We start from the raw sequence: 20910 nt of genomic DNA on the forward strand, positions 1-20910 counted from the left end.
ACAATGCCCGCCAGAGGCAACCCACAAAACCGTGAGGCCAACCCCGTGATCCAGACCCTGACCCACCTCCCCCACCCCCAAGAAGACGGCGCAACGCTGGCCAGCCATTTCAGCGACCTGGCGCCGCCCCTCAATCGCCGACAAGCCCAGCTGGAAGCCTCGCGTTGCCTGTATTGCTACGATGCGCCGTGCGTGAATGCGTGCCCCAGCGAGATCGATATCCCCTCGTTCATCCGCAATATCCACACCGATAACGTGCAGGGTGCGGCGCAGAAAATCCTCTCGGCCAACATCCTCGGCGGCAGTTGCGCCCGGGTGTGCCCCACCGAGATCCTGTGCCAGCAAGCCTGCGTGCGTAACCACGCCGAGGAATGCGCCCCGGTGCTGATCGGCCTGTTGCAACGCTACGCGATCGACAATGCGCACTTCAGCGAACACCCGTTCCAGCGCGCCGCGCCCACCGGCAAACGCATCGCGGTGGTCGGCGCCGGGCCTGCGGGGCTGGCCTGCGCCCATCGCGCCGCCTTGCACGGGCATGACGTGGTGATTTTCGAGGCGCGGGAAAAAGCCGGCGGGCTGAATGAATACGGCATCGCCAAATACAAGTTGGTGGATGACTTTGCGCAAAAGGAGTTGGATTTCCTGCTGCAGGTCGGCGGTATCGAGATTCGCCACGGCCAGCGCCTGGGCGATAACCTGACCTTGAGCGAGCTGCACCAGCAATTTGACGCGGTGTTCCTCGGCCTCGGCCTGGCCGCCAGCAAACAACTCGGTCTGCCCCACGAAGAGGCTCCCGGCCTGTTGGCCGCCACCGACTACATCCGCGAACTGCGCCAGGCCGAGGACCTCACCCAACTGCCCCTGGCCGATCGCTGCATCGTGCTCGGCGCCGGCAACACCGCCATCGACATGGCCGTGCAAATGGCCCGCCTGGGTGCCCGCGATGTGAACCTGGTGTACCGCCGTGGCCTGGCGGACATGGGCGCAACCCAGCATGAGCAGGACATCGCCAAGGCCAATCAGGTGCGCCTGCTGACCTGGGCCCAGCCCGAAGCCGTGCTGCTGGATGATCAAGGTCGTGTGCGCGGCATGCGCTTCCTGCGCACGCACATGGAAAACGGGCGTCTGCACGCGACCGGCGAAACCTTCGAATTGGCCGCCGACGCCATCTTCAAGGCCATCGGCCAGGGCTTCGACAACGCCGCCCTGCACGACCCGCTGGCCCAGCAACTGCACCGCGTCGGCGAGCGGATCTTCGTCGACGAGCAGTTGCGCACCAGTATTCCAGGCGTCTATGCCGGCGGCGATTGCGTCAGCCTCGGCCAGGACCTCACCGTGCAGGCGGTGCAACACGGCAAGCTGGCCGCCGAGGCCATGCACGCCCAACTCATGCTGAACGTGGAGGCTGCGTAATGGCCGATCTTTCGATTGTGTTCGCCGGTATCAAGGCTCCCAACCCCTTCTGGCTGGCCTCCGCACCGCCCACCGACAAAGCCTACAACGTGGTCCGCGCCTTCGAGGCCGGCTGGGGTGGCGTGGTGTGGAAAACCCTGGGGGAAGACCCGGCGGCGGTCAATGTGTCGTCACGCTACTCGGCCCACTACGGCGCCAATCGTGAAGTGCTGGGCATCAACAATATCGAGCTGATCACCGACCGCTCCCTGGAGATCAACCTGCGGGAAATCACCCAGGTCAAAAAGGACTGGCCGGACCGTGCGCTGATCGTGTCGCTGATGGTGCCCTGCGTCGAACAGTCGTGGAAAAACATCCTGCCCTTGGTGGAGGCCACCGGCTGCGACGGTATCGAGCTGAATTTCGGCTGCCCCCACGGCATGCCCGAACGCGGCATGGGCGCGGCGGTAGGCCAGGTGCCGGAGTATGTCGAGCAAGTCACGCGCTGGTGCAAGACGTACTGCTCGCTGCCGGTGATCGTCAAGCTCACGCCGAATATCACCGACATTCGTGTGGCGGCGCGGGCGGCCTATCGCGGCGGCGCGGACGCGGTCTCGCTGATCAACACCATCAACTCCATCACCAGTGTGGACCTGGAACGCATGGTCGCCCTGCCGGTGGTCGGCACCCAGAGCACCCACGGCGGGTATTGCGGTTCGGCGGTCAAGCCGATTGCCTTGAACATGGTCGCGGAAATCGCCCGTGACCCGCAGACCCAGGGCCTGCCGATCTGCGGCATTGGTGGCATCGGCAACTGGCGCGATGCCGCCGAATTCGTCGCGCTGGGGTGCGGCGCGGTCCAGGTGTGCACGGCGGCGATGTTGCATGGGTTTCGGATTGTGGACGAGATGAAGGATGGGCTGTCGCGTTGGATGGACAGCCAGGGCTACACCAGCCTGCAGGATTTTTCCGGGCGGGCGGTGGGCAATACCACGGATTGGAAGTACCTGGACATCAATTACCAGGTCATCGCCAAGATCGATCAGGCGGCGTGTATCGGCTGCGGGCGTTGTCACATAGCCTGTGAAGACACCTCGCACCAGGCGATCGCGAGTGTGAAACAGGCGGATGGCACGCATCAATACAGCGTGATCGATGATGAGTGCGTGGGCTGCAACCTGTGCCAGATCACCTGCCCGGTGGCGGATTGTATCGAGATGGTGCCGATGGAGACGGGCAAGCCGTTTTTGAATTGGACGCAGGATCCACGCAACCCTTATCGGGAGGCGGTGTAGGGCTTCAGGCCGCTATCGGGAGCAAGCCCCCTCCCACAGTTGATTGCATGCCTCCAGGTGAATGCGGTCATTTGTGGGAGGGGGCTTGCTCCCGATGAGGCCACCACTCAAAACACAAACCTCAAGGCTCCAAGCCGATCCCCCGCAAAATCACACTGGTCACCGTCTGAATGGCCTTCTCGAACTGCATGTCCGACAGCGGCTGGTGATCATTCAGAATCGTCACCTGATGATCAAAGTCCGCATAGTGCTGGGTCGATGCCCAGATCATATACAGCAGGCTCGACGGCTCCACCGGCAGGATTCGTTTGTCTTCCACCCATTGGCGAATTTTCGCTTCCTTCATCTTGGCCCAGTCGTACAGGCTTTCATCCAGCGCCTGGCCCAGGGTTGGCGCGCCGTGGATGATTTCGTTGGCCCAGACTTTCGACCCATAGGGCCGCGTGCGCGAGCGCTGCATCTTGGCGCGAATGTAGCTGCTCAACACCACACGCGGATCGTCGAAGGTTTCGAAGCTCAGGGCGTCCTGTTTCCAAACGTCCAGCAGGTCGAACAGCACCGCGCTGTAGAGCTCGCTCTTGGTGGTGAAGTAGTAATGCAGGTTGGAGCGCGGCAATTGCACTTCTTCGGCGATGTCGGCCATGGCGGTGCTGCCATAACCTTTCACCGCGAAGACTTTTTCCGCCGCCAACAGGATTTTTTCGACGTTGACTCGACGAATTCCGATCTTGTGATTGCCCATAAGGGCTCCCTGACAACAACATGGCCTCAAGACTACCATCGGCTCCAGGGCGCGGCGACACACCACAATGAAACTTCTGACGCGAACCTTTCCCCTGGAAAACGGATTGGTTAGCATCGCTCTCCCGATCAAGGACCCAGATCATGACTATCCGACCTCGTGTCGCCACTGACGACCCCGTGCTCGGCGCACTGTGGGAACGCTCGGTACGCGCCACCCATGACTTCCTGCCAGAGGACGACATCCAACGTCTGCTACCCCTGGTGCGCGACACCTATTTGCCCATGCCTGCCCTGGATGTGTGGGTGTATGAAGACGCGCAGGGTATCGCCGGTTTCATCGGCACCGGCGGGCATAACGTCGAGATGCTGTTTATCGAACCCGACCGCCGTGGCCAAGGCATCGGCCGGCAATTGCTCGACCACGCGCGTGCGCGCCATGACACCCTGACGGTAGACGTCAACGAACAAAACCCACAGGCCGTGGGGTTTTATCTGCACTATGGCTTCATCCAGGTCGCACGCTCGCCGCTGGATGGCGAAGGCAAACCCTTTCCCTTGTTACATATGGCTCTACCGACTTCCCCACCTGAAGGTATCGAACAATGTTGATCAAGAAAGCCCTGACCACCGTCGCCCTGCTCGCATCGCTGCTGGGCGCCTCGGCCGCGTTTGCGCATGCCCACCTCAAGAGCTCGACGCCTGCGGCCGACAGCACCGTCGCGGCGCCTGCCGACCTGCGCCTGACGTTCAGCGAAGGCGTCGAAGCCGTCTTCACCAAGGTGTCGCTGAGCAAGGACGGCACCGAAGTCGCGATCAAGGGCCTGGAAACCCCCGACGCCGATAAGAAGACCCTGGTCGTCACGCCTACCGCACCGCTGGCCGCCGGCAACTATCGAGTAGTGTGGAACGCGGTGTCGGTCGACACGCACAAGAGCAACGGCGAATACAGCTTCAAGGTCGGCCAATAACCCATGGCGACACTGCTGGTGCTGTGCCGCTTTGTGCACTTCATCGTCGTGCTGTTGATGTTCGGGGCCTGTGCCTTCAGGCCCTGGCTGTTAGGCACTGAACGGCAACCGGCACTTGACCGGCACCTGCTGCACATCACCCGCGTGCTCGCCGGCTTGGCGCTGTGCTCCGGCGTGGCCTGGTTGTTGTTGATCACCGCCAGCATGGCCGGCAGTTGGAGCGCGGCGCTGCAACCGGCGACCGTGCAGTTGGTGCTGGGCAAAACCTTCTTTGGCCAGGTGTGGGCCTGGCATCTGTTGTTGAACCTGCTGCTGGTGATCGCGCTGATCAAACCCTGGCCGGCCTTGCGCCTGCCGTTGATCAGCCTGCTGCTGGTCACGCTGGCACCGGTGGGCCATGGCGCCATGCTCAATGGGTTGAGCGGGCAACTGCTGATCCTCAACCAGGTGGTACACCTGGTGTGCGTCGGCGCCTGGCTCGGTGGCTTATTGCTGCTGGTGTTGATCCTGAGGCACCCGCGAGAGGATGCGCTGGCAACCATCCTCAAGCGTTTCAGCGGCGTGGGTTATGGCTTGGTCAGCGGGTTGCTGGTGACGGGGCTGATCAATGTGCGCGTGCTCACCGGGCAGCTATGGCCCACGCCGTTGTTCAATGGCTTTGCATTGATTCTGTTGATCAAGGTGCTGCTGGTGCTGGGCATGCTGGCGCTGGCGCTGCTGAACCGCCTGCGTATCGAACGCTGTGATGAACGCCTGGGCAGCTTGAAGGCCAGTGTGATGCTGGAGTGGTCACTGGGCGTAGCGGCGGTGGCGGCGGTGTCCCTGCTCGGCACGCTCCCGCCGATGCTCCTCGCCGACTGAGCCCCAACTTCCGACCACCTCATCATACAACCCCCAGCACACAGAAAATCCCCTGTGGGAGGGGGCTTGCTCCCGATAGCGGTGTGTCATCCACCGCAAGCATCATTGATAGACCGCTATCGGGAGCAAGCCCCCTCCCACAGGTCGGGTTGACAAGCTGGGGGGAGCGTAAGGATACTCGAGACAAGTCATACGACAACCTACAACAATAATGGAATCCACATGACCACAATCACCTCGCCCACACCCTTCAACCGCCTGCTGCTCACCGGCGCCGCCGGGGGCTTGGGCAAAGTCCTGCGTGAACGCCTGCGCCCCTATGCTCGGGTGTTGCGCCTGTCGGACATCGCCCCGATGGCCCCGGCCGCCGACGCGTCTGAAGAAGTGCAACCCTGTGACCTCGCCGACAAACACGCCGTGCACCAGTTGGTCGAAGGTGTCGACGCGATCCTGCATTTTGGCGGCGTGTCAGTGGAGCGCGCCTTTGAAGAGGTACTCGGCGCCAACATCTGCGGGACTTTCCACATCTACGAAGCCGCCCGCCGCCACGGCGTGAAGCGCGTGGTCTTCGCCAGTTCCAACCATGTGATCGGCTTCCACAAACAAGGCGAAATCCTCGACGCCCACTCCCCTCGCCGCCCGGACAGCTACTACGGTCTGTCCAAATCCTACGGCGAAGACCTGGCCAGTTTTTACTTCGACCGTTACGGCATCGAGACCGTGAGCATCCGTATCGGCTCCTCGTTCCCCGAACCGCAAAACCGCCGGATGATGCACACCTGGCTGAGCTTCGACGACCTCACGCAACTGCTGGAACGTGCGCTCTACACCCCCAACGTCGGCCATACCGTGGTGTACGGCATGTCGGCTAACCTCGACACCTGGTGGGACAACCGCTACGCCGTGCACCTGGGCTTTGTGCCCAAGGACAGTTCCGAAGTGTTCCGCGCCCAGGTCGAAACCCAGCCACCCATGGCTGAAAACGACCCGGCCAAGGTCTACCAAGGCGGTGCGTTTTGCGCGGCCGGCCCCTTCGGTGACTGAACCATGCCCGCTGAATTGATCGTCGACGCCCGCAACACCGTGGGCGAATGCCCAGTCTGGGTACCCGAGGAACAGGCGCTGTATTGGGTCGATATTCCCAACGGCGGCCTGCAACGCTGGAGCGCCGCCACCGGCCACCTCGCGGCCTGGAAAGCCCCGCAAATGCTTGCCTGCATCGCACGTAGCGACGCCGGCAACTGGGTTGCCGGCATGCAAACCGGGTTTTTCCAACTCACCCCGCACAACGACGGCAGCCTCGACACCACCCCCTTGGCGACCGTCGACCACCCGCGCGCGGACATGCGCCTGAACGACGGTCGCTGTGATCGCCAGGGCCGCTTCTGGGCCGGCAGCATGGTCTTGGACATGGGCCTTGGGGCCGCCGAGGGCACTCTTTATCGCTTCGCCGCAGGTGCAACGCCGCAGGCTCAGCTAAGCGGGTTTATCACCCTCAACGGCCTGGCCTTCAGCCCCGATGGGCGCACGATGTATGTCTCGGACTCGCATCCGTCGGTGCAGCAGGTCTGGGCGTTCGATTACGATCTGGAGAGCGGCACACCGTCCAATCGCCGTGTGTTCATCGACATGCACGCGCACCCCGGCCGCCCCGACGGCGCGGCCGTCGATGCCGACGGCTGCTATTGGATCTGCGCCAACGACGCAGGCTTGGTCCACCGTTTCACCCCCGAGGGCCGCCTCGACCGCTCGCTCAGCGTGCCGGTGAAAAAACCCAGCATGTGCGCGTTCGGCGGCAGTCGCCTGGACACCTTGTTCGTCACCTCGATTCGGGACGACCACAGCGAGCAGTCCCTGGCTGGCGGCGTGTTCGCCCTCAACCCCGGTGCCCAGGGGTTACCCGAACCTACGTTTGCGTGTCGCAAGCCTGGGTGACGCTGGTACCTGTTGAACGGCGTGGTCTCAAGGCGGGCTGTTTTTCAAGCGCCCCGCGGTGTCGATACTGACGACCACCGACAACCCCGGCCGCAGCCGCTCGCTCTCGGCCTGGTCGGGGTCGACCGTAATCCGCACCGGCACGCGCTGGGCGATCTTGACGAAGTTGCCGGTGGCGTTATCGGCCTGCAACAGGCTGAACTCCGAACCGGTCGCCGGGGAAATATGCTGCACCGTGCCATGAAACTTGCGGTGGTTCAGCGCATCCACGGTGAAGGTTACCGGCTGGCCGACCTGCACGTTGTCCATCTGGGTTTCTTTCATATTGGCGATCACCCACAACTGCGGGGGCACCAGGGCCATCAACTGCGCGCCGGAATTGACATAGGCCCCAAGGCGCACGCCAATCTGCCCCAACTGGCCGTCACGCGGTGCGGTGATGCGGGTGTTGGACAGGTCGATGCGCGCCAGTTCCACCGCCGCCTCGGCACTGGCCACGGCGGCCTCCAGCGAACCGCGATTGACGATCACGGTTTGCAGATCCTGCCGGGCAATTTCCAGGCTGGCCTGGGCTTGGGCCACCGAGGCGATCGTCTGCGCGTTCGCCGCACGGGTCACGTCCAGCTCGCGCTTGGACACGGAACCGTCGCCGATCAGCTCTTCATTGCGGCGCAGGTCGGCAAGGCTCTTGCGCGACTGCGCCTGGCTATCGGCCAACGCGGCCTGGCGCAGCTTGATGGTGGCTTCGGCGCTGTTGCGCTGCTGCACTACATTGGCCAACGCGGCTTTCTGTACCGCCAGTTGGGCCAGTGCCTGGTCGAGGCGTTGCTTGTAGATGCGGTCGTCCAGGCGCACCAGCAGGTCGCCGGCTTTCACGTACTGGAAGTCCTGCACCGGCACCTCAAACACATAACCGCTCAGTTGCGGGCCGATGATCGTCACCTGGCCGCGTACCAGCGCATTTTCAGTGGTCTCCACGGCGCTGCTGAACGGCGGCAATTGCCAGGCATACAACACGATCAACACACCGACGATGGCAATCGCGGCAAAGCCCAGCGAAGAGACGATGCGCACCCGCAACGAGCGCGGTTCGGTAATGGTCGAGCCCGGTGGGGTGCTGCCTTCCGGGGTCGAGGCAATGGCGTTGGTGGTCGTAGTTGTCGATTCGGTCATGAAGAAACGCCGCTAGGTTGAACGGGAGGAGTGGCTGCTCGGGTGGTACTCATCAGCCATAGGCTGCGCAAAAAGATCCAGGTCATGGTCAGTATCGCGATGATCGCGATCAGCATGAAGACATCGTTGTAAGCCATTACGTTCGCCTCCCGGGTCGCGGCCGTGGCGAGGCTGCGGATGCCCATCAGGTTACGCAATTCCGGGTCGGCGACGATACCGCCATAGGCCGAACCGCCGCTCTGTACCCGTGCGGCCACGCGGGGGTCGAGCAAGGTCAAGTGCTCGACGATCATGCTTGAATGATACTTTTCGCGCACGATCTGGAAGGTGCCGAGCAACGCCGCGCCGATCAGGCCGCCGAGGTTCTGGCAAATGCCGAACATCACCGAAAAACTCACCAGGTTGCGCGGGTTGGTCAGCACGTTCTTCGTGCCCAGCACCATGGTCGGCCCCAGGAAGAACGTACCGCCAAAGCCCAGCAGGAACTGACTGATATACAGGTTCTGCGGCCGGGTCAGGTTGCTGGAAAAACTGTCCATCACCGACCCCGTGGCCATCAGCGCCAGGGAAATCACCAGGGGCATCAACAGGTGCGCGGGGTTGATGGTCAACGCGCTGACCACCAGCCCGGCGATCGCGCCGGCCAGCATGACCACGTACAGCGTGTGCATCTGTTGGTAGCTCATGTTCAACATCTGCATGAACCCCACCGCGCCGGTGGACTGCTCGGACAGCACCATGCGAATCAGGATCACCGCCAGCGCCAGGCGAATCATGGTGCCGCTGCCCAGCCAGCGGGTCATCAGCATCGGGTTGGCGCGGTTATGTTCGATGGCCAGGCCAGCCATGATCAGTATCAGCGAGGCGGCCGAGGCGATGCCGATCCACGGCGCTTCCAGCCACCAGTCGATACGGCCCAGGGACAACACCGCGCACAGCAGCGCCACGCCGCTGGCGAGGATGGCGAAGGTGAGGAAGTCGAGTTTTTCAAAGGTCTTGAAACGGTCGCCCGGCGGCAGCTTGAGCAGGAACACACAACCCAGGCAGATCAGCGCCAAGCCCAGCTCGAACAGGTACAGGCCGCGCCACTCGGCAATCTGCAGCAAGTCTTCGGAGAACAGTCGCGCCAGCGGCAAGGCCAGCTGCGCGGTGCCCAACCCCAGGACCAGGGCTTTGAGGCGCCACTTGGCCGGGAATGCCTGGATCATGTAGTACAACCCCAGGGAACTCAGCGCCGCACCCACCATGCCGTGCGCCGCCCGCACCGCAATGGCCGAACTGAGGTCGTTGACGAACAAGTGGCCGAAGGTCACCAGCGCATATAGCACCAGGAACACTTCGGTAAACGCGCGCAGGCCGAACTGCTGGCGGAACTTCACCAGGAGCAGGTTCATGCACACGTTGGTCATCACATAGGCGGCGGGCAGCCAGGCCATTTCGGCGGTGGTCGCCCCCAATGCGCCTTGCAGGTATTGCAGGTTGGCGATGACCAGGGCATTCCCCAGCCCCCCGGTGATCGCCACCAGCACGCCCACCAGCGCGAACAGCCAGCGTTTGTGGGTGGGGTGCAGCGGCGTCGACGGCGAACCGGGCAGGCTCGGGCGCTCGTGGGGTTCCCAGGTGTGGGGAGTGTATTTGTCCATTCGATGACCTAGATGAACCGACGGGGCCGGTCGGTAAAAGCACGACTCAGGGATAGTAAACCTGAGAGCCGCTCATCTTGCCATCTTGGGGTGGGGTTCACGTCAGTCTGTGGCTGCTCGGATGCCTCTAAAGCGCACTCCTGATCAGATCCAGCCCAGCCAACTCCAGTAAGTCGCCGCAAATACCAGCATCAACCCATACCCCACCAGCGTCACCCAGACCCCGACCTTGGCAAATTGCCTGGCCGTAAACGTCGCCGTGCCCAGGCACACCATGTTCTGCGGCGCATTGATCGGCAGGATAAACCCATAGCTCATCACAAACCCCAGCAGCATGGTCATCCCCAACCGGTTGAACTCCCCCGGCAAGGTCTGCAACACCGCAATCAGGATCGGCAGCAACGCCGAGGTCAGGGCCGTGGCGCTGGCGAAGCCCAGATGGATCAGGATCAGGAACGCGCCAAGAATCGCAAACACGCCCAACGGCCCCACCTGATCCAGCCCGGTGTGCGCCACCACCTGCGAACCCAGCCATTGCCCGGCGTGGGTGGTCAGCAGCGCCGTGCCCAGGCTGATGCCCACGCCGAACACAATCACCGTGCCCCACGGAATGCGCGATTGCACATCCTTCCAGGTCATCACGCCCAGGCCCGGCAACAGCAGGCATACCAGCCCGGCGTAAGTGGTCGAGGTGGTGTCGAAATTGTGCAGGCGCCCTTCCGTGGCCCAAGCCAACAACAGCAATACCGACACGGCGAGCAAGCGTTTCTGCGGGCCGCTCATGGGGCCGATGTCCAGCAGCGACTGCGCCACCGCTTCTTTACCGCCGGGGATGCTGTCGGTTTCCGGCGGCAGCAACTTGAGCACCAGAAACAACAACACGGCCGACATAATCAGCGCCCACGGCGCGCCGGCGATCAGCCAGTCGATCCACGACACGCGCTGGCCGAGCATCTTGTCCATGAAGCCGACGCTCAGCAGGTTCTGCGCCGCGGCGGTCTGGATACCGACGTTCCAGATGCTGGTGCCCTGGGCCACCACGATCATGATACCGGCGGCGATGTTCGAGCGTTTATCGACGCCAAAGGCGGCGATCACCCCCATCATGATCGGCACCACACAGGCACTGCGCGCCGTGGCGCTGGGCACCACCAGGCTGAGCAGGATCGTCACGGCAATCGCGCCGAGCAGGATGCGCCGGGTAGTGGTGCCGACGCGGCTCAGGGTCACCAAGGCAATGCGCCGGTCCAGGCCGGTGTGGGTCATCGCCGCCGCAATGAACAACGCGCCCGCCACCAGCGCCAGCGCGGGGTTGGAGAAGCCGGTCAGCGCCATGCTGATGGCCGGGCTGGAGCCGATCAGTTGCGTCGGGTCTTGCAGCGAGGGTGCGGTGCCGAGCAAAAACGCCATGAGCGAGGTGATCATGATCGCGCTGGCTTCATAGGACACCGCTTCGCTGATCCACACCACCACGGCAAACGCGAGGATCGCCAGCATGCGCTGCCCAGCCACGGGCAGGTCGGCCGGCAGCGGCAACCACAGCACGCCGACCATCACCAGTACGGCGACCATCAGGCCCAGGGGTAACTTGAAGGATGCAGCGCTTGTAGCAGGGGCGTTCATGGACGGCTCCGGGCCTCTGGATCGGGCCTGGAGCATGAGGCAAAGCGTCGCGTGGCGTGTTGACAGGTATCAACACCCTAGGCCAATAACTGGCTCAACACTGCGCGCAACTTGCCCGGTTTGACCGGCTTGTTCAGCAACGGCGCATCCAGCCGGCGCAACGCGCGGCGGCATTGGTCGGTGCGGTCGGCGGTAATGATCACCGCCGCAATCTTCTGCCCGAAATGCTCGCGCAGGTGCTTGACCACCTCGCACCCCAGCACCCCATGGTCCAGGTGGTAGTCCGCCAGGATCAGCTCCGGCGCCCGGCCCTGCAACGCCAGCAATGCGCCCGCCTGATCGGTGGCGGTCAGCACTTCGCAGCCCCATTGGCCGAGCAATGCACGCATGCTGTCGAGGATGCTCACTTCGTTGTCGATCACCAGTAAACGCCGCCCCGGCAGCGGGTTGCCGGTCGTCGCTTGCACCGGCAGTTGGCTGATTGCCGCAGGCATCTCGGCGCTCATCGGCACCTCAATGCTGAACATCGAACCGCGCCCCGGCCAGGACCGCACCGCCACCGGGTGGCCGAGGATTTCGGCGATCCGCTCGACAATCGCCAGGCCCAGCCCGACGCCCTTGCGGTCCGCCGCACGGCCGACGTCGAGCTGGTTGAACTCCAGGAAGATCGCCTCCAGCCGGTCCGCCGCAATACCACGCCCGGTATCCCAGACCTCGAGGCGCAGGCGATCGCCCCGGCGGCGTGCGCCGAGCAGGATGCACCCCTCATCGGTATAGCGGCAGGCATTACTCAGGAAGTTACGCAAGATGCGCGTCAACAACCGCAAGTCGCTGCGGATCGCATAGCGGCCGGTGTGCACCCGCAGGTTCAACCCCGACGCCTGGGCCACCGACTGAAACTCCGAAACCAGCGGCGCAAATAGCTCATCGAGCCGATACACGGCCATGTCCGGCTTGACCGCCGCCTGGTCCAGGCGCGAGATATCGAGCAAGTCCGTCAGCAGGTCCTCGGCACCTTCCAGCGCCTGGTGCGTACGTTCCACCAGCACCTGCTCGACGCTGGGCAACTGCCGTTCGCGCAAGGTGGCGATCAACAAACGGGCGGCATTCAGTGGCTGCAACAGGTCATGGCTGGCGGCGGCGAGGTATTTGTCCTTGCTGCGGTTGGCGGCTTCGGCGGCGTCGCGAGCGTCGCGCAGGTCCTGTTCGATCCGTTCGCGCTGGGCGATCTGCTGTTGCAGGTTGTGGTTGGCTTCCAGCAGCTCATCGGTACGTGCGGCGACCCGCTGTTCCAGCTCGTCGTTGAGACGGATGTAGCGCTTGCGTTCGGCCTCCAGCTCATCCAGGCGTGCGGTGAGCTCCGGGTAATGGCTCTTGCGCGCCGACTGGTCGCCAAGGCCCAGCAACCCGGCGAGGGCGCGCTGCTGGTCGTCAGAGAGCTTCGCCATAGACGACCTCGACGTCACGCTGGCTCGACTCCCGAGGGTTGGTGAGGATGCAGGGGTCGTGCATCGCATGGCGCGACAGGAACGGAATATCCGCCACACGCACCCCATGCAGGCCCAGGGTTTCGTGGAAGCCAATCGCATGTTTCAGCGCGATCAGATGGTCCACCAGCCGCCCGCAGATCTGCCGATGGTTGAGCCCCCGGCAGTCGATGCCGAACGTCTCGGCGATCACCTGGAAACGCTCCGGCGCCGAGTTGTAATTGAACGCCACCACATGCTCCACCAGCACCGCGTTGCACAGGCCATGAGGCAAATCGAGAAACCCGCCCAGGCTGTGGGACATGGCATGCACCGCGCCGAGGATCGCATTGGAAAACGCCAGACCGGCCTGCATGCTGCCGAGCATGATCTTCTCACGCAGGGCAATATCGCCGGGGTTGGCGATCATCTGCACCAGGTTGCCGTTGATCAGGCGCATCGCTTCCAACGCGTGAGGATCGGTGAGCGGGCCGTGGCCGGTGGAGACGAACGCTTCGATGGCATGCACCAACGCGTCAATGCCGGTACAGGCCGACAGGAACGGGTCCATGCTGGCGGTGGTTTCCGGGTCGATCAGCGACACATCCGGCACCACCGCCTTGCTGACGATGGAGAACTTCATGCGTTCCTGCTGATTGGAGATGATCACGAACTGCGAGACATCCGCCGAAGTGCCGGCGGTGGTCGGTATCAGTATCAGCGGTGGGCTGGGCACGCGGAGGGTATCCACGCCTTCGAAATCGAGGATGCTACGGTCGTGGGCGACCACAATGCCGATGGCCTTGCCGCAATCCATCGGGCTGCCGCCGCCGATGGCGACAATCACGTCACAGTGGTGTTCACGGTACACCTCGGCACCGAGCATTACTTCCTCGACACGGGGGTTGGGCGAGACGGCGCTGTACAGGCAGTAATCGATGCCGAGCGCTTGCAGGCTGGCTTCGACATCGGCCACCCAACCGGCGGCAATCACGCCGGGGTCGCTGACCACCAGCACCTTGCGTGCGCCGAAGGTCTTGGCGTAATTACCGACGTTGTGCCGGCAGCCGGCACCAAAGATGATTTCAGGAGAAACGAATTTACGCAGCGGGCTCAGAGTCTGGCTCATGGGTAAGCCTGTTTTTATTATTTTGGAAGATGCGCTCCACACTAACCCATCCGGCTGCGATTGCAATCAGACCAAAGGGGCATCCTCCACACAGCACCGGCCAGCACAAGGCTGGCCGGCGGTGAATCAACGGCTGGCGAAGTACATGGTCACTTCGAAGCCGATACGCAGGTCGGTAAACGCGGGTTTAGTCCACATGGGCATGTCCTCTTGTTGTGCCGGAAGATCCCGGTCGGGCCATTAATGCATGGGGGGTGTGGGCGGCGAATGCTACTTTCGAAGTAGCGGTTGCAGTGCATTAGTCGCGGATGCAGGCAAATCAAAATGGGAGATGCAGAGCCCGCCATGACCCAATGCCACTACCTCGACCAATCCCAACATTGAAATACGGTCCATGTGGGAGGGGGCTTGCCCTAATGCCAGTTAGTTAAGCGATATAGCAGACGATGGATAACCTGTGGGAGGGGGCTTGCTCCCGATAGCAGTGTGTCAGTCAACACCTATGCCACTGACACACCGCTATCGGGAGCAAGCCCCCTCCCACAATGAATTGCATTGCAAGTTGAGGGTTAGAAGAAGCCCAGCGGATTGATGTCGTAGCTCACCAACAGGTTTTTGGTCTGCTGGTAGTGATCGAGCATCATCTTGTGGTTTTCACGCCCCACGCCCGACTTCTTGTACCCGCCAAACGCCGCATGCGCCGGGTACAGGTGATAACAGTTGGTCCACACCCGCCCGGCCTTGATCGCGCGGCCCATGCGGTAGGCGCGGTTGATGTCGCGGGTCCACAGGCCGGCGCCCAGGCCGAATTCGCTGTCGTTGGCGATCGCCAGTGCTTCGGCCTCGTCCTTGAAGGTGGTCACGCCCACCACAGGGCCGAAGATTTCCTCCTGGAACACGCGCATCTTGTTGTGCCCCTTGAGCAAGGTCGGCTGGATGTAATAGCCGCTGGACAGGTCGCCCTCCAGACGCTCGGCCGCGCCGCCGGTGAGCAGCACGGCGCCTTCTTGCTGGGCGATCTCCAGGTAGGACAGGATCTTGTCGTATTGCTGCTGCGACGCCTGGGCGCCGACCATGGTCTCGGTGTCCAGTGGGTTGCCGCGCTTGATCTTGACGACCTTCTTCATCACCTCGGCCATGAACGGCTCGTAGATCGACTCCTGCACCAGCGCCCGCGACGGGCAGGTGCACACCTCGCCCTGGTTGAAGAACGCCAGCACCAGACCTTCGGCGGCCTTTTCAATAAAGGCCGGCTCGGCGCGCATGATGTCTTCAAAGAAGATGTTCGGCGACTTGCCGCCCAGCTCGACGGTGGACGGGATGATGTTCTCGGCGGCGGCATGCATGATGTGCGCGCCCACCGGGGTGGAACCGGTGAAGGCGATCTTGGCGATACGCTTGCTGGTGGCCAGCGCCTCCCCCGCTTCTCGTCCAAAGCCCTGCACGATGTTGAGCGCGCCCGGCGGCAGCAGGTCGCCGATCAGCTCGGCGAACACCATGATCGAAAGCGGCGTCTGCTCGGCGGGTTTGAGCACAATGCAGTTACCGGCCGCCAATGCCGGTGCCAGTTTCCACGCGGCCATCAGCAGCGGGAAGTTCCATGGAATGATCTGCCCGACCACGCCCAGCGGCTCGTGGAAGTGATAGGCCGCAGTGTGCTCGTTGATCTCGGCGGCGCCGCCTTCCTGGGCGCGGATGCAACCGGCGAAGTAACGGAAGTGGTCGGCGGCCAGGGGCACGTCGGCGTTGAGGGTTTCGCGCACGGCCTTACCGTTGTCCCAGGTCTCGGCCACGGCCAGCACTTCGAGGTGTTGCTCAATACGGTCGGCGATTTTCAACAGCACCAAAGCACGATCCTGGGCCGAGGTTTTGCCCCAGGCATCGGCGGCGGCGTGGGCCGCGTCCAGGGCCTTGTCGACATCGGCGGCGCTGGAGCGCGGGAATTCGGCGATCACTTCACCGGTGACCGGCGAGGTGTTGGTGAAATACTCACCCTTGAGCGGCGCGACGAACTCGCCGCCGATGTAATTGCCGTAGCGCGGCTTGAACGTGACGATGGCGCCGGGGGTGCCAGGTTGTGCGTAGATCATGATGAGGCCTCTGTCGGGGTCCGAGCCTGTCGGTCAACAGGCGATGAGCCGATGGTAAAGAGCCCTCGCTGCCGGGCGAATGCGCCGTTGGCAGGAGGGCCCTGGTCATTTGGTCGTAGAACTAGTGCTTGGCCACCAGTTCCTTGGGGAGCTTGAAGGTCCAGAGCATGCCGCCCTGGTTGAAGTCCTTGACCCGCTTGGCCACCTCGCCGCCCCACAGCGGCACCGCGCCGCCCCAGCCGGAGAGCACCGACACGTACTGCTCGCCGTCCATCTCCCAGGTCACGGGTGAGCCGAGCACGCCGGAGCCGGTCTGGAACTCCCAGACTTTTTCCCCGGTCTTGGCATTGAAAGCCTGCAGGAAGCCTTCCGGCGTACCGGTGAAGACCAGGTTGCCCTTGGTGGTCAGTACCCCGCCCCACAGCGGCGCGAAGTTCTTGTGGCGCCAGACTTCCTTGCCGGTTTTCGGATCGATGGCGCGCAGCACGCCGATATAGTCTTCATTCAGCGGTTTGATGGTGAAGCCCGCGCCGAGGAACGCCGCGCCTTTCTTGTAGGCGATGCCTTCGTTCCAGATGTCCATGCCCCACTCGTTGGACGGCACGTAGAACAGCCCGGTGTCGCGGTTGTAGGCCATCGGCATCCAGTTCTTCGCCCCCAGGAACGCCGGGGCGACAAACACCGAGGTGCCTTTGGTTTCGCTGCCGGGGGCGCCGGGGCGGCTGGCTTCGTTGTAGATCGGGCGGCCATCTTTATCCAGGCCGCTGGCCCAGGTGATCTTGTCGACAAACGGGAAGCCGCGGATGAATTTGCCGTTGGTGCGGTCGAGCACGTAGAAGAAGCCGTTGCGGTCGGCAGTAGCTGCCGCCTTGATTTCCTTGCCGCCTTCGCTGTAGTTGAAGGAAATCAACTCGTTGACGCCGTCAAAGTCCCAACCGTCGTGCGGCGTGCTCTGGAAATGCCACTTGATGCTGCCGTCATCCGGGTTCAGCGCCAGGCGCGAAGAGGAATAGAGGTTATCGCCAGGGCGCAGGTGGGAGTTCCACGGTGCCGGGTTGCCGGTGCCGAACAGCAGCAGGTTGGTCTCCGGGTCGTAGTAGCCGCCCAGCCAAGGCGCGGCGCCGCCGGTTTTCCATAGGTCGCCGGGCCAGGTCTTGCCCGGCGCACCGCCGGAAATGCCGTTTTCCACGGCCTTGCCGTCCTTGTACACGTAGCCCATATGCCCTTCTACCGTGGGCCGGGTCCACAGCAGGTCGCCGTTTTTCGGGTCATACGCTTCGATCTTGCCCACCACGCCGAACTCGCCACCGGCCACGCCGGTAATCAGCTTGCCGTTGATCACCAAGGGCGCGGCGCTGATGGAGTAGCCTTCCTTGTGGTCGGCGACTTTTTTACTCCATACCACTTTGCCGGTGTCTTTGTTCAGCGCCACGAGCTTGGCGTCGAGCGTGCCGAAGAACACCAGGTCGCCATACAGTGCCACGCCCCGGTTGATCACGTCGCAGCACGGGCGAATGTCATCGGGCAGGCGCGCGTCGTATTGCCAGAGTTTCTTGCCGGTGCGCGCATCGACCGCGAATACCCGCGAGTAGGAGCCGGTGAGGTACATGACCCCATCCTTGACCATCGGCTGCGCCTGCTGCCCGCGTTGTTTCTCGCCACCAAAGGAAAACGCCCAGGCCGGGCGCAGGTCTTTGACGTTGTCGACATTCAGCGTATCGAGCGGGCTGTAGCGCTGGCCCTGGACGCCCAGGCCATTGGTCACGATCTGGCCGGGGTTTTTCGGGTCCTGGAGAATATCCTGATCGGTCACGGCGGCATGGGCCTGGCCGGCCAGCAGGAGGGCACCGAGCAACACACTCAAGGCGAAGGGTTGGCGGCGTGCGGGTTGGGTCATGACGGCTACCTCTGCGGTTTTTTGTTATACCCGGGAAATTTTCCCGGTCTGCCGGCGATTCTTGAGCGCAGCGGCCGCCGTCACAATTGACCGCTGTATCGAGATTGCTAGTTCCTTAGTAGCGGGGCCGGCGTGTCGACCCGTTGCAATTGCTCGCGTTCGTAACGCGGGTACAGGTGGCTGACGCTGCGGATCAGCTCGTAGCGGTTCAGGCTGATCGCGGCGAAACGCTCGGGGATCGGGCTGCGGATCAGCTCGGCCATCTCGCTGCCCTGTGCGGCGCCGTCGCGCAGCAGCTGGTCGAGCCAGGTCAGGTAGTCGCGCATTTGCTCAAGGGGTCGCGCATCGCCGGCGACTGGGCCGTGGCCGGGCACCAGCAGGGTCCAGGGCAAGGCCTGCAGACGTTCGATATCCGCCAGCCATGCCGCCAGCCCCGGGCTGTTGGGGGTGGTGAGCGCACGTTGGTAGAACACCAGGTCGCCGGCGAACAGCACACCGGTCTTGCTGTCGAGGATCGCCAGGTCCGCGCCGGTATGCCCGGTGAACGCCAGCAAGCGCAGATCATGGCTGCCGACGCTCAGCACACCGGGTTCGAGGACTTGGGTAGGCAGCACCACTTCGGTACCGCGCATCCAGTCACCGACCAGGCGATAGAGGTTTTCAGCCATGCCATCGCCCTGCTCGTGGAGCAAGCGCGTGGTGTCGGCCAGGGCGCCGATCGGCACCGTCTTGAACGCCTGGTTGCCCAGGGCGTGGTCGGGGTGATGATGGGTCAGCAGCACCTGGATCACCGGTTTGGCAGTGACGCCGGCAATCGCCTGGCGCAGCGCTTCGCCGTAGCGCCTGGACGGCCCGGTGTCGATCACCACCACGCCGGCTTCGGTGACGATGAACGCGGTGTTGACGATGTTGCCGCCATTGGTCTTGTTGAAGTTGTCGGTGCTGCCTTCCAACAGCCAAGTGTCGTCGGCAATCAGGCGGGGCTTGAGCGCGTAGTCGAGATCCGCCAGCGCGGGCAGGCTCAGGCACAGGCAACACAGCAGTATCCAGCGCATACCGCGCTCCTTGAGGTCAGGGGATGGCGGCGTCGATCTGGTTGCCGCTGTTGTCCCGCAGCAGCAGGCGCGTCGGCCCCGCCCTTTGGATGTCAAATGCCAGGTTGGGGTTTTCGCTGACCGCCGGGAACAACTCAAGCTCAGCCAGTACCTGGTCCTGAGCGTCGCGCAGTTGGGCGTGGTTGAGATAAAACTCCGGGATACCGCTGACCAGGCCATTGTCCATCGGGTGCGCCACCTGCACGCGCACGCGGCTGAACTCACCACGCGGATAACGCCCGCCCAGCACCTCGCCGATATGCTCTTCCCAGCCCGGCTGGGTGCGCACCACACTGGGTGCGGTGCAACCGCCACCGGCCGCGTCGATCAGGGCCGAGCCGACATGCCACACGCCATCATCGGTGAGCACCGCCGCGCGCAGCGGCGTGGCTTGTTCGATACGGATGCGGATCGACAACCACGGCAATACGCCGGCCTTGGGGTGGAAATCGACGATCTTCGGCAACGGGTTGAGTTCGGCCCAAGCCAGGATGTTCACCACGTGGCCATTGAAGGCGCGGGCGTCGATCTCCAGTGGCACCTGCCGCGCATCTTCGGCAAACGGCGGCGCCAGTAGCTTGACCCGCTCGTCGAACACGAACGGCGCATCGCCCAAGAACTGCTTCTGATAAAACGCCCACATCACCGACGGCACCGGGTCCACCTGCGTGGCGTGGGCCGCAAGCGGCAGCCAGCACGCCAACATCAGCCTCAGGCGCCAGTTCATTGGTACATCTCGGGCACTTCATAGCGCAGGCCGTAATGCTGGTAGATGGCTTGCAGCGAGCCGTCGCGGATCAAGCTTTCCAACGCCTCCTCCACGGCATAGGCCAATTGGCGGTTGCTTTCATGCACCGCCATGCCGATCTCCCAGCGTTGTTTGCCCATATTGGGGTAGGCGTTTTCAGCCAAAGCCAGTTGCGGGTCGTGGGCCTCATGCACCTGCCAATCGATTTCACCGCGCATGGCCATCACCGCGTCGATTTTCCCGGCCTTCATCGCCGCAAAGGCCTGGGGTACGCCCGGGTAATGATGGGTCTTGCCGGCGAGCATGCCGTTGAACACCGAGGTGAGGTAGAACGACGGCACGCTGTCGACTTCGACGCCGATGGGGTGCTGTTCGAATACCGCCACACTGGCGACACTGTCCAGGCGCCGACGGTCATAGGCCACCTGCCATTGTTCGTTCTGGTAAGGGCCGAACATCACCACCTGGCCGTTTTCCAGTTCGCCCTGGTCGTTGCGCCTCTGCGCATAGTCGTGATCGTAGGGCGCACGCAGCATCAGGTCGGCCAATTGATGATGGTGCAACGGGCTGCCGCGCCAGATGTAATCGCGCAGGTCGTCGTCGAGCTTCTCCCCGGCGGGCGCCCAGATCAGCGTCAACCGCACCCCCAGAGCCTTGGCCAGCGCCTGCGCGAGCTCCACATCGACCCCGCGCGGCGTTGTGCCCTGTTCGAAGCTGTAGGGGGCGAAGTTTTTGTACACCGCCACTTTCAGCTCACCCGCGGCGATGATCTGGTCATAGCTGCGCACCTGCGCCTGGGCGATCTGGCCGCACAGCAAGCACAGGCCCAGCAGCGCTGCGAACAGGCGCATG

19 protein-coding genes are annotated in these 20910 nt (G+C 63.2%); 7 read left to right on the forward strand and 12 right to left on the reverse strand.

Features of this window, described 5'->3' with window-relative positions; all coding sequences use genetic code 11:
• Positions 1 to 45 precede the first annotated feature (45 nt).
• Entirely contained in the window at positions 46 to 1413 is a 1368-nt protein-coding gene (locus C9383_RS25745; RefSeq protein WP_090372363.1) for an NAD(P)-dependent oxidoreductase, read from the forward strand.
• On the forward strand, positions 1413 to 2687 hold the full coding sequence (preA, locus tag C9383_RS25750; protein WP_090370066.1) for an NAD-dependent dihydropyrimidine dehydrogenase subunit PreA: 1275 nt from the start codon (positions 1413 to 1415) through the stop codon (positions 2685 to 2687). Before C9383_RS25745 ends, preA begins: the two co-directional genes overlap by 1 nt.
• 121 nt (positions 2688 to 2808) lie before the next feature.
• Here the strand turns inward: preA and C9383_RS25755 are convergent, their stop codons facing one another.
• On the reverse strand, positions 2809 to 3429 hold the full coding sequence (locus C9383_RS25755) for a TetR/AcrR family transcriptional regulator (protein WP_060756775.1): 621 nt from the start codon (positions 3427 to 3429) through the stop codon (positions 2809 to 2811).
• 143 nt (positions 3430 to 3572) lie between these two features.
• Here C9383_RS25755 and C9383_RS25760 point away from each other — a divergent pair, with 143 nt between their 5' ends.
• The 5 genes from C9383_RS25760 to C9383_RS25780 all read left to right on the forward strand — a co-directional run bounded on the left by C9383_RS25760 (position 3573) and on the right by C9383_RS25780 (position 7195).
• Positions 3573 to 4040, forward strand: a complete 468-nt coding sequence (locus C9383_RS25760; protein ID WP_090370064.1) for a GNAT family N-acetyltransferase — start codon at positions 3573 to 3575, stop codon at positions 4038 to 4040.
• On the forward strand, positions 4034 to 4399 hold the full coding sequence (copC, locus tag C9383_RS25765; protein ID WP_090370062.1) for a copper homeostasis periplasmic binding protein CopC: 366 nt from the start codon (positions 4034 to 4036) through the stop codon (positions 4397 to 4399). The genes C9383_RS25760 and copC overlap by 7 nt, the downstream gene beginning before the upstream one ends.
• Positions 4400 to 4402: 3 nt before the next feature.
• On the forward strand, positions 4403 to 5260 hold the full coding sequence (gene copD, locus C9383_RS25770) for a copper homeostasis membrane protein CopD (protein ID WP_090370060.1): 858 nt from the start codon (positions 4403 to 4405) through the stop codon (positions 5258 to 5260).
• A 222-nt stretch (positions 5261 to 5482) separates the two neighbouring features.
• Positions 5483 to 6304 (forward strand): NAD-dependent epimerase/dehydratase family protein, encoded by an 822-nt coding sequence (locus C9383_RS25775; RefSeq protein ID WP_090370058.1) that lies wholly within the window; start codon positions 5483 to 5485, stop codon positions 6302 to 6304.
• Between the two features lie 3 nt (positions 6305 to 6307).
• Complete coding sequence (locus tag C9383_RS25780; protein WP_090370056.1) at positions 6308 to 7195, forward strand: SMP-30/gluconolactonase/LRE family protein; 888 nt, start codon at positions 6308 to 6310, stop codon at positions 7193 to 7195.
• Between the two features lie 27 nt (positions 7196 to 7222).
• Here the strand turns inward: C9383_RS25780 and C9383_RS25785 are convergent, their stop codons facing one another.
• From C9383_RS25785 to C9383_RS25835, 11 genes are all read right to left on the reverse strand, one after another.
• On the reverse strand, positions 7223 to 8368 hold the full coding sequence (locus tag C9383_RS25785) for an HlyD family secretion protein (RefSeq protein WP_060756781.1): 1146 nt from the start codon (positions 8366 to 8368) through the stop codon (positions 7223 to 7225).
• Entirely contained in the window at positions 8365 to 10011 is a 1647-nt protein-coding gene (locus C9383_RS25790; RefSeq protein ID WP_060756782.1) for an MFS transporter, read from the reverse strand. Before C9383_RS25790 ends, C9383_RS25785 begins: the two co-directional genes overlap by 4 nt.
• Before the next feature lie 144 nt (positions 10012 to 10155).
• A complete protein-coding gene (locus C9383_RS25795; protein WP_090370054.1) occupies positions 10156 to 11634 on the reverse strand; it encodes a DASS family sodium-coupled anion symporter in 1479 nt (492 codons plus the stop codon).
• Positions 11635 to 11711: 77 nt separating this feature from the next.
• Positions 11712 to 13082 (reverse strand): ATP-binding response regulator, encoded by a 1371-nt coding sequence (locus C9383_RS25800; RefSeq protein ID WP_060756784.1) that lies wholly within the window; start codon positions 13080 to 13082, stop codon positions 11712 to 11714.
• Entirely contained in the window at positions 13066 to 14229 is a 1164-nt protein-coding gene (gene ercA, locus C9383_RS25805; RefSeq protein WP_090370052.1) for an alcohol dehydrogenase-like regulatory protein ErcA, read from the reverse strand. The genes C9383_RS25800 and ercA overlap by 17 nt, the downstream gene beginning before the upstream one ends.
• A gap of 126 nt (positions 14230 to 14355) precedes the next feature.
• Positions 14356 to 14427, reverse strand: a complete 72-nt coding sequence (pqqA, locus tag C9383_RS25810; protein WP_010209364.1) for a pyrroloquinoline quinone precursor peptide PqqA — start codon at positions 14425 to 14427, stop codon at positions 14356 to 14358.
• A gap of 371 nt (positions 14428 to 14798) precedes the next feature.
• Positions 14799 to 16319 (reverse strand): acetaldehyde dehydrogenase ExaC, encoded by a 1521-nt coding sequence (exaC, locus tag C9383_RS25815; protein ID WP_090370049.1) that lies wholly within the window; start codon positions 16317 to 16319, stop codon positions 14799 to 14801.
• A 121-nt stretch (positions 16320 to 16440) separates the two neighbouring features.
• A complete protein-coding gene (locus tag C9383_RS25820; protein WP_060756787.1) occupies positions 16441 to 18216 on the reverse strand; it encodes a PQQ-dependent methanol/ethanol family dehydrogenase in 1776 nt (591 codons plus the stop codon).
• Between the two features lie 107 nt (positions 18217 to 18323).
• Positions 18324 to 19271: a quinoprotein relay system zinc metallohydrolase 1 gene (locus C9383_RS25825; protein WP_090370047.1), complete on the reverse strand. Its 948-nt coding sequence runs from the start codon at positions 19269 to 19271 to the stop codon at positions 18324 to 18326.
• Positions 19272 to 19287: 16 nt separating this feature from the next.
• Positions 19288 to 20037, reverse strand: coding sequence for a quinoprotein dehydrogenase-associated SoxYZ-like carrier (locus C9383_RS25830; protein WP_090370045.1), 750 nt, complete (start codon positions 20035 to 20037; stop codon positions 19288 to 19290).
• Positions 20034 to 20909 carry a substrate-binding periplasmic protein gene (locus tag C9383_RS25835; protein ID WP_090370043.1) on the reverse strand — a complete coding sequence of 292 codons (876 nt, stop codon included), beginning with the start codon at positions 20907 to 20909 and terminating at the stop codon, positions 20034 to 20036. Before C9383_RS25835 ends, C9383_RS25830 begins: the two co-directional genes overlap by 4 nt.
• Position 20910: the final 1 nt, after the last annotated feature.

Source organism: Pseudomonas palleroniana, assembly GCF_003031675.1.
GTDB classification, from domain to species: Bacteria; Pseudomonadota; Gammaproteobacteria; order Pseudomonadales; family Pseudomonadaceae; genus Aquipseudomonas; species Aquipseudomonas palleroniana.

Coding starts and splice junctions, on each gene's coding strand:
- C9383_RS25755 (WP_060756775.1), bottom strand. CDS start 3,429: ATGGGCAATCACAAGATCGGAATTCGTCGAGTCAACGTCGAAAAAATC.
- C9383_RS25835 (WP_090370043.1), bottom strand. CDS start 20,909: ATGCGCCTGTTCGCAGCGCTGCTGGGCCTGTGCTTGCTGTGCGGCCAG.
- ercA (WP_090370052.1), bottom strand. CDS start 14,229: ATGAGCCAGACTCTGAGCCCGCTGCGTAAATTCGTTTCTCCTGAAATC.
- C9383_RS25790 (WP_060756782.1), bottom strand. CDS start 10,011: ATGGACAAATACACTCCCCACACCTGGGAACCCCACGAGCGCCCGAGC.
- C9383_RS25775 (WP_090370058.1), top strand. CDS start 5,483: ATGACCACAATCACCTCGCCCACACCCTTCAACCGCCTGCTGCTCACC.
- C9383_RS25760 (WP_090370064.1), top strand. CDS start 3,573: ATGACTATCCGACCTCGTGTCGCCACTGACGACCCCGTGCTCGGCGCA.
- C9383_RS25820 (WP_060756787.1), bottom strand. CDS start 18,216: ATGACCCAACCCGCACGCCGCCAACCCTTCGCCTTGAGTGTGTTGCTC.
- C9383_RS25825 (WP_090370047.1), bottom strand. CDS start 19,271: ATGCGCTGGATACTGCTGTGTTGCCTGTGCCTGAGCCTGCCCGCGCTG.
- C9383_RS25785 (WP_060756781.1), bottom strand. CDS start 8,368: ATGACCGAATCGACAACTACGACCACCAACGCCATTGCCTCGACCCCG.
- copC (WP_090370062.1), top strand. CDS start 4,034: ATGTTGATCAAGAAAGCCCTGACCACCGTCGCCCTGCTCGCATCGCTG.
- C9383_RS25795 (WP_090370054.1), bottom strand. CDS start 11,634: ATGAACGCCCCTGCTACAAGCGCTGCATCCTTCAAGTTACCCCTGGGC.
- C9383_RS25780 (WP_090370056.1), top strand. CDS start 6,308: ATGCCCGCTGAATTGATCGTCGACGCCCGCAACACCGTGGGCGAATGC.
- C9383_RS25830 (WP_090370045.1), bottom strand. CDS start 20,037: ATGAACTGGCGCCTGAGGCTGATGTTGGCGTGCTGGCTGCCGCTTGCG.
- preA (WP_090370066.1), top strand. CDS start 1,413: ATGGCCGATCTTTCGATTGTGTTCGCCGGTATCAAGGCTCCCAACCCC.
- exaC (WP_090370049.1), bottom strand. CDS start 16,319: ATGATCTACGCACAACCTGGCACCCCCGGCGCCATCGTCACGTTCAAG.
- C9383_RS25800 (WP_060756784.1), bottom strand. CDS start 13,082: ATGGCGAAGCTCTCTGACGACCAGCAGCGCGCCCTCGCCGGGTTGCTG.
- copD (WP_090370060.1), top strand. CDS start 4,403: ATGGCGACACTGCTGGTGCTGTGCCGCTTTGTGCACTTCATCGTCGTG.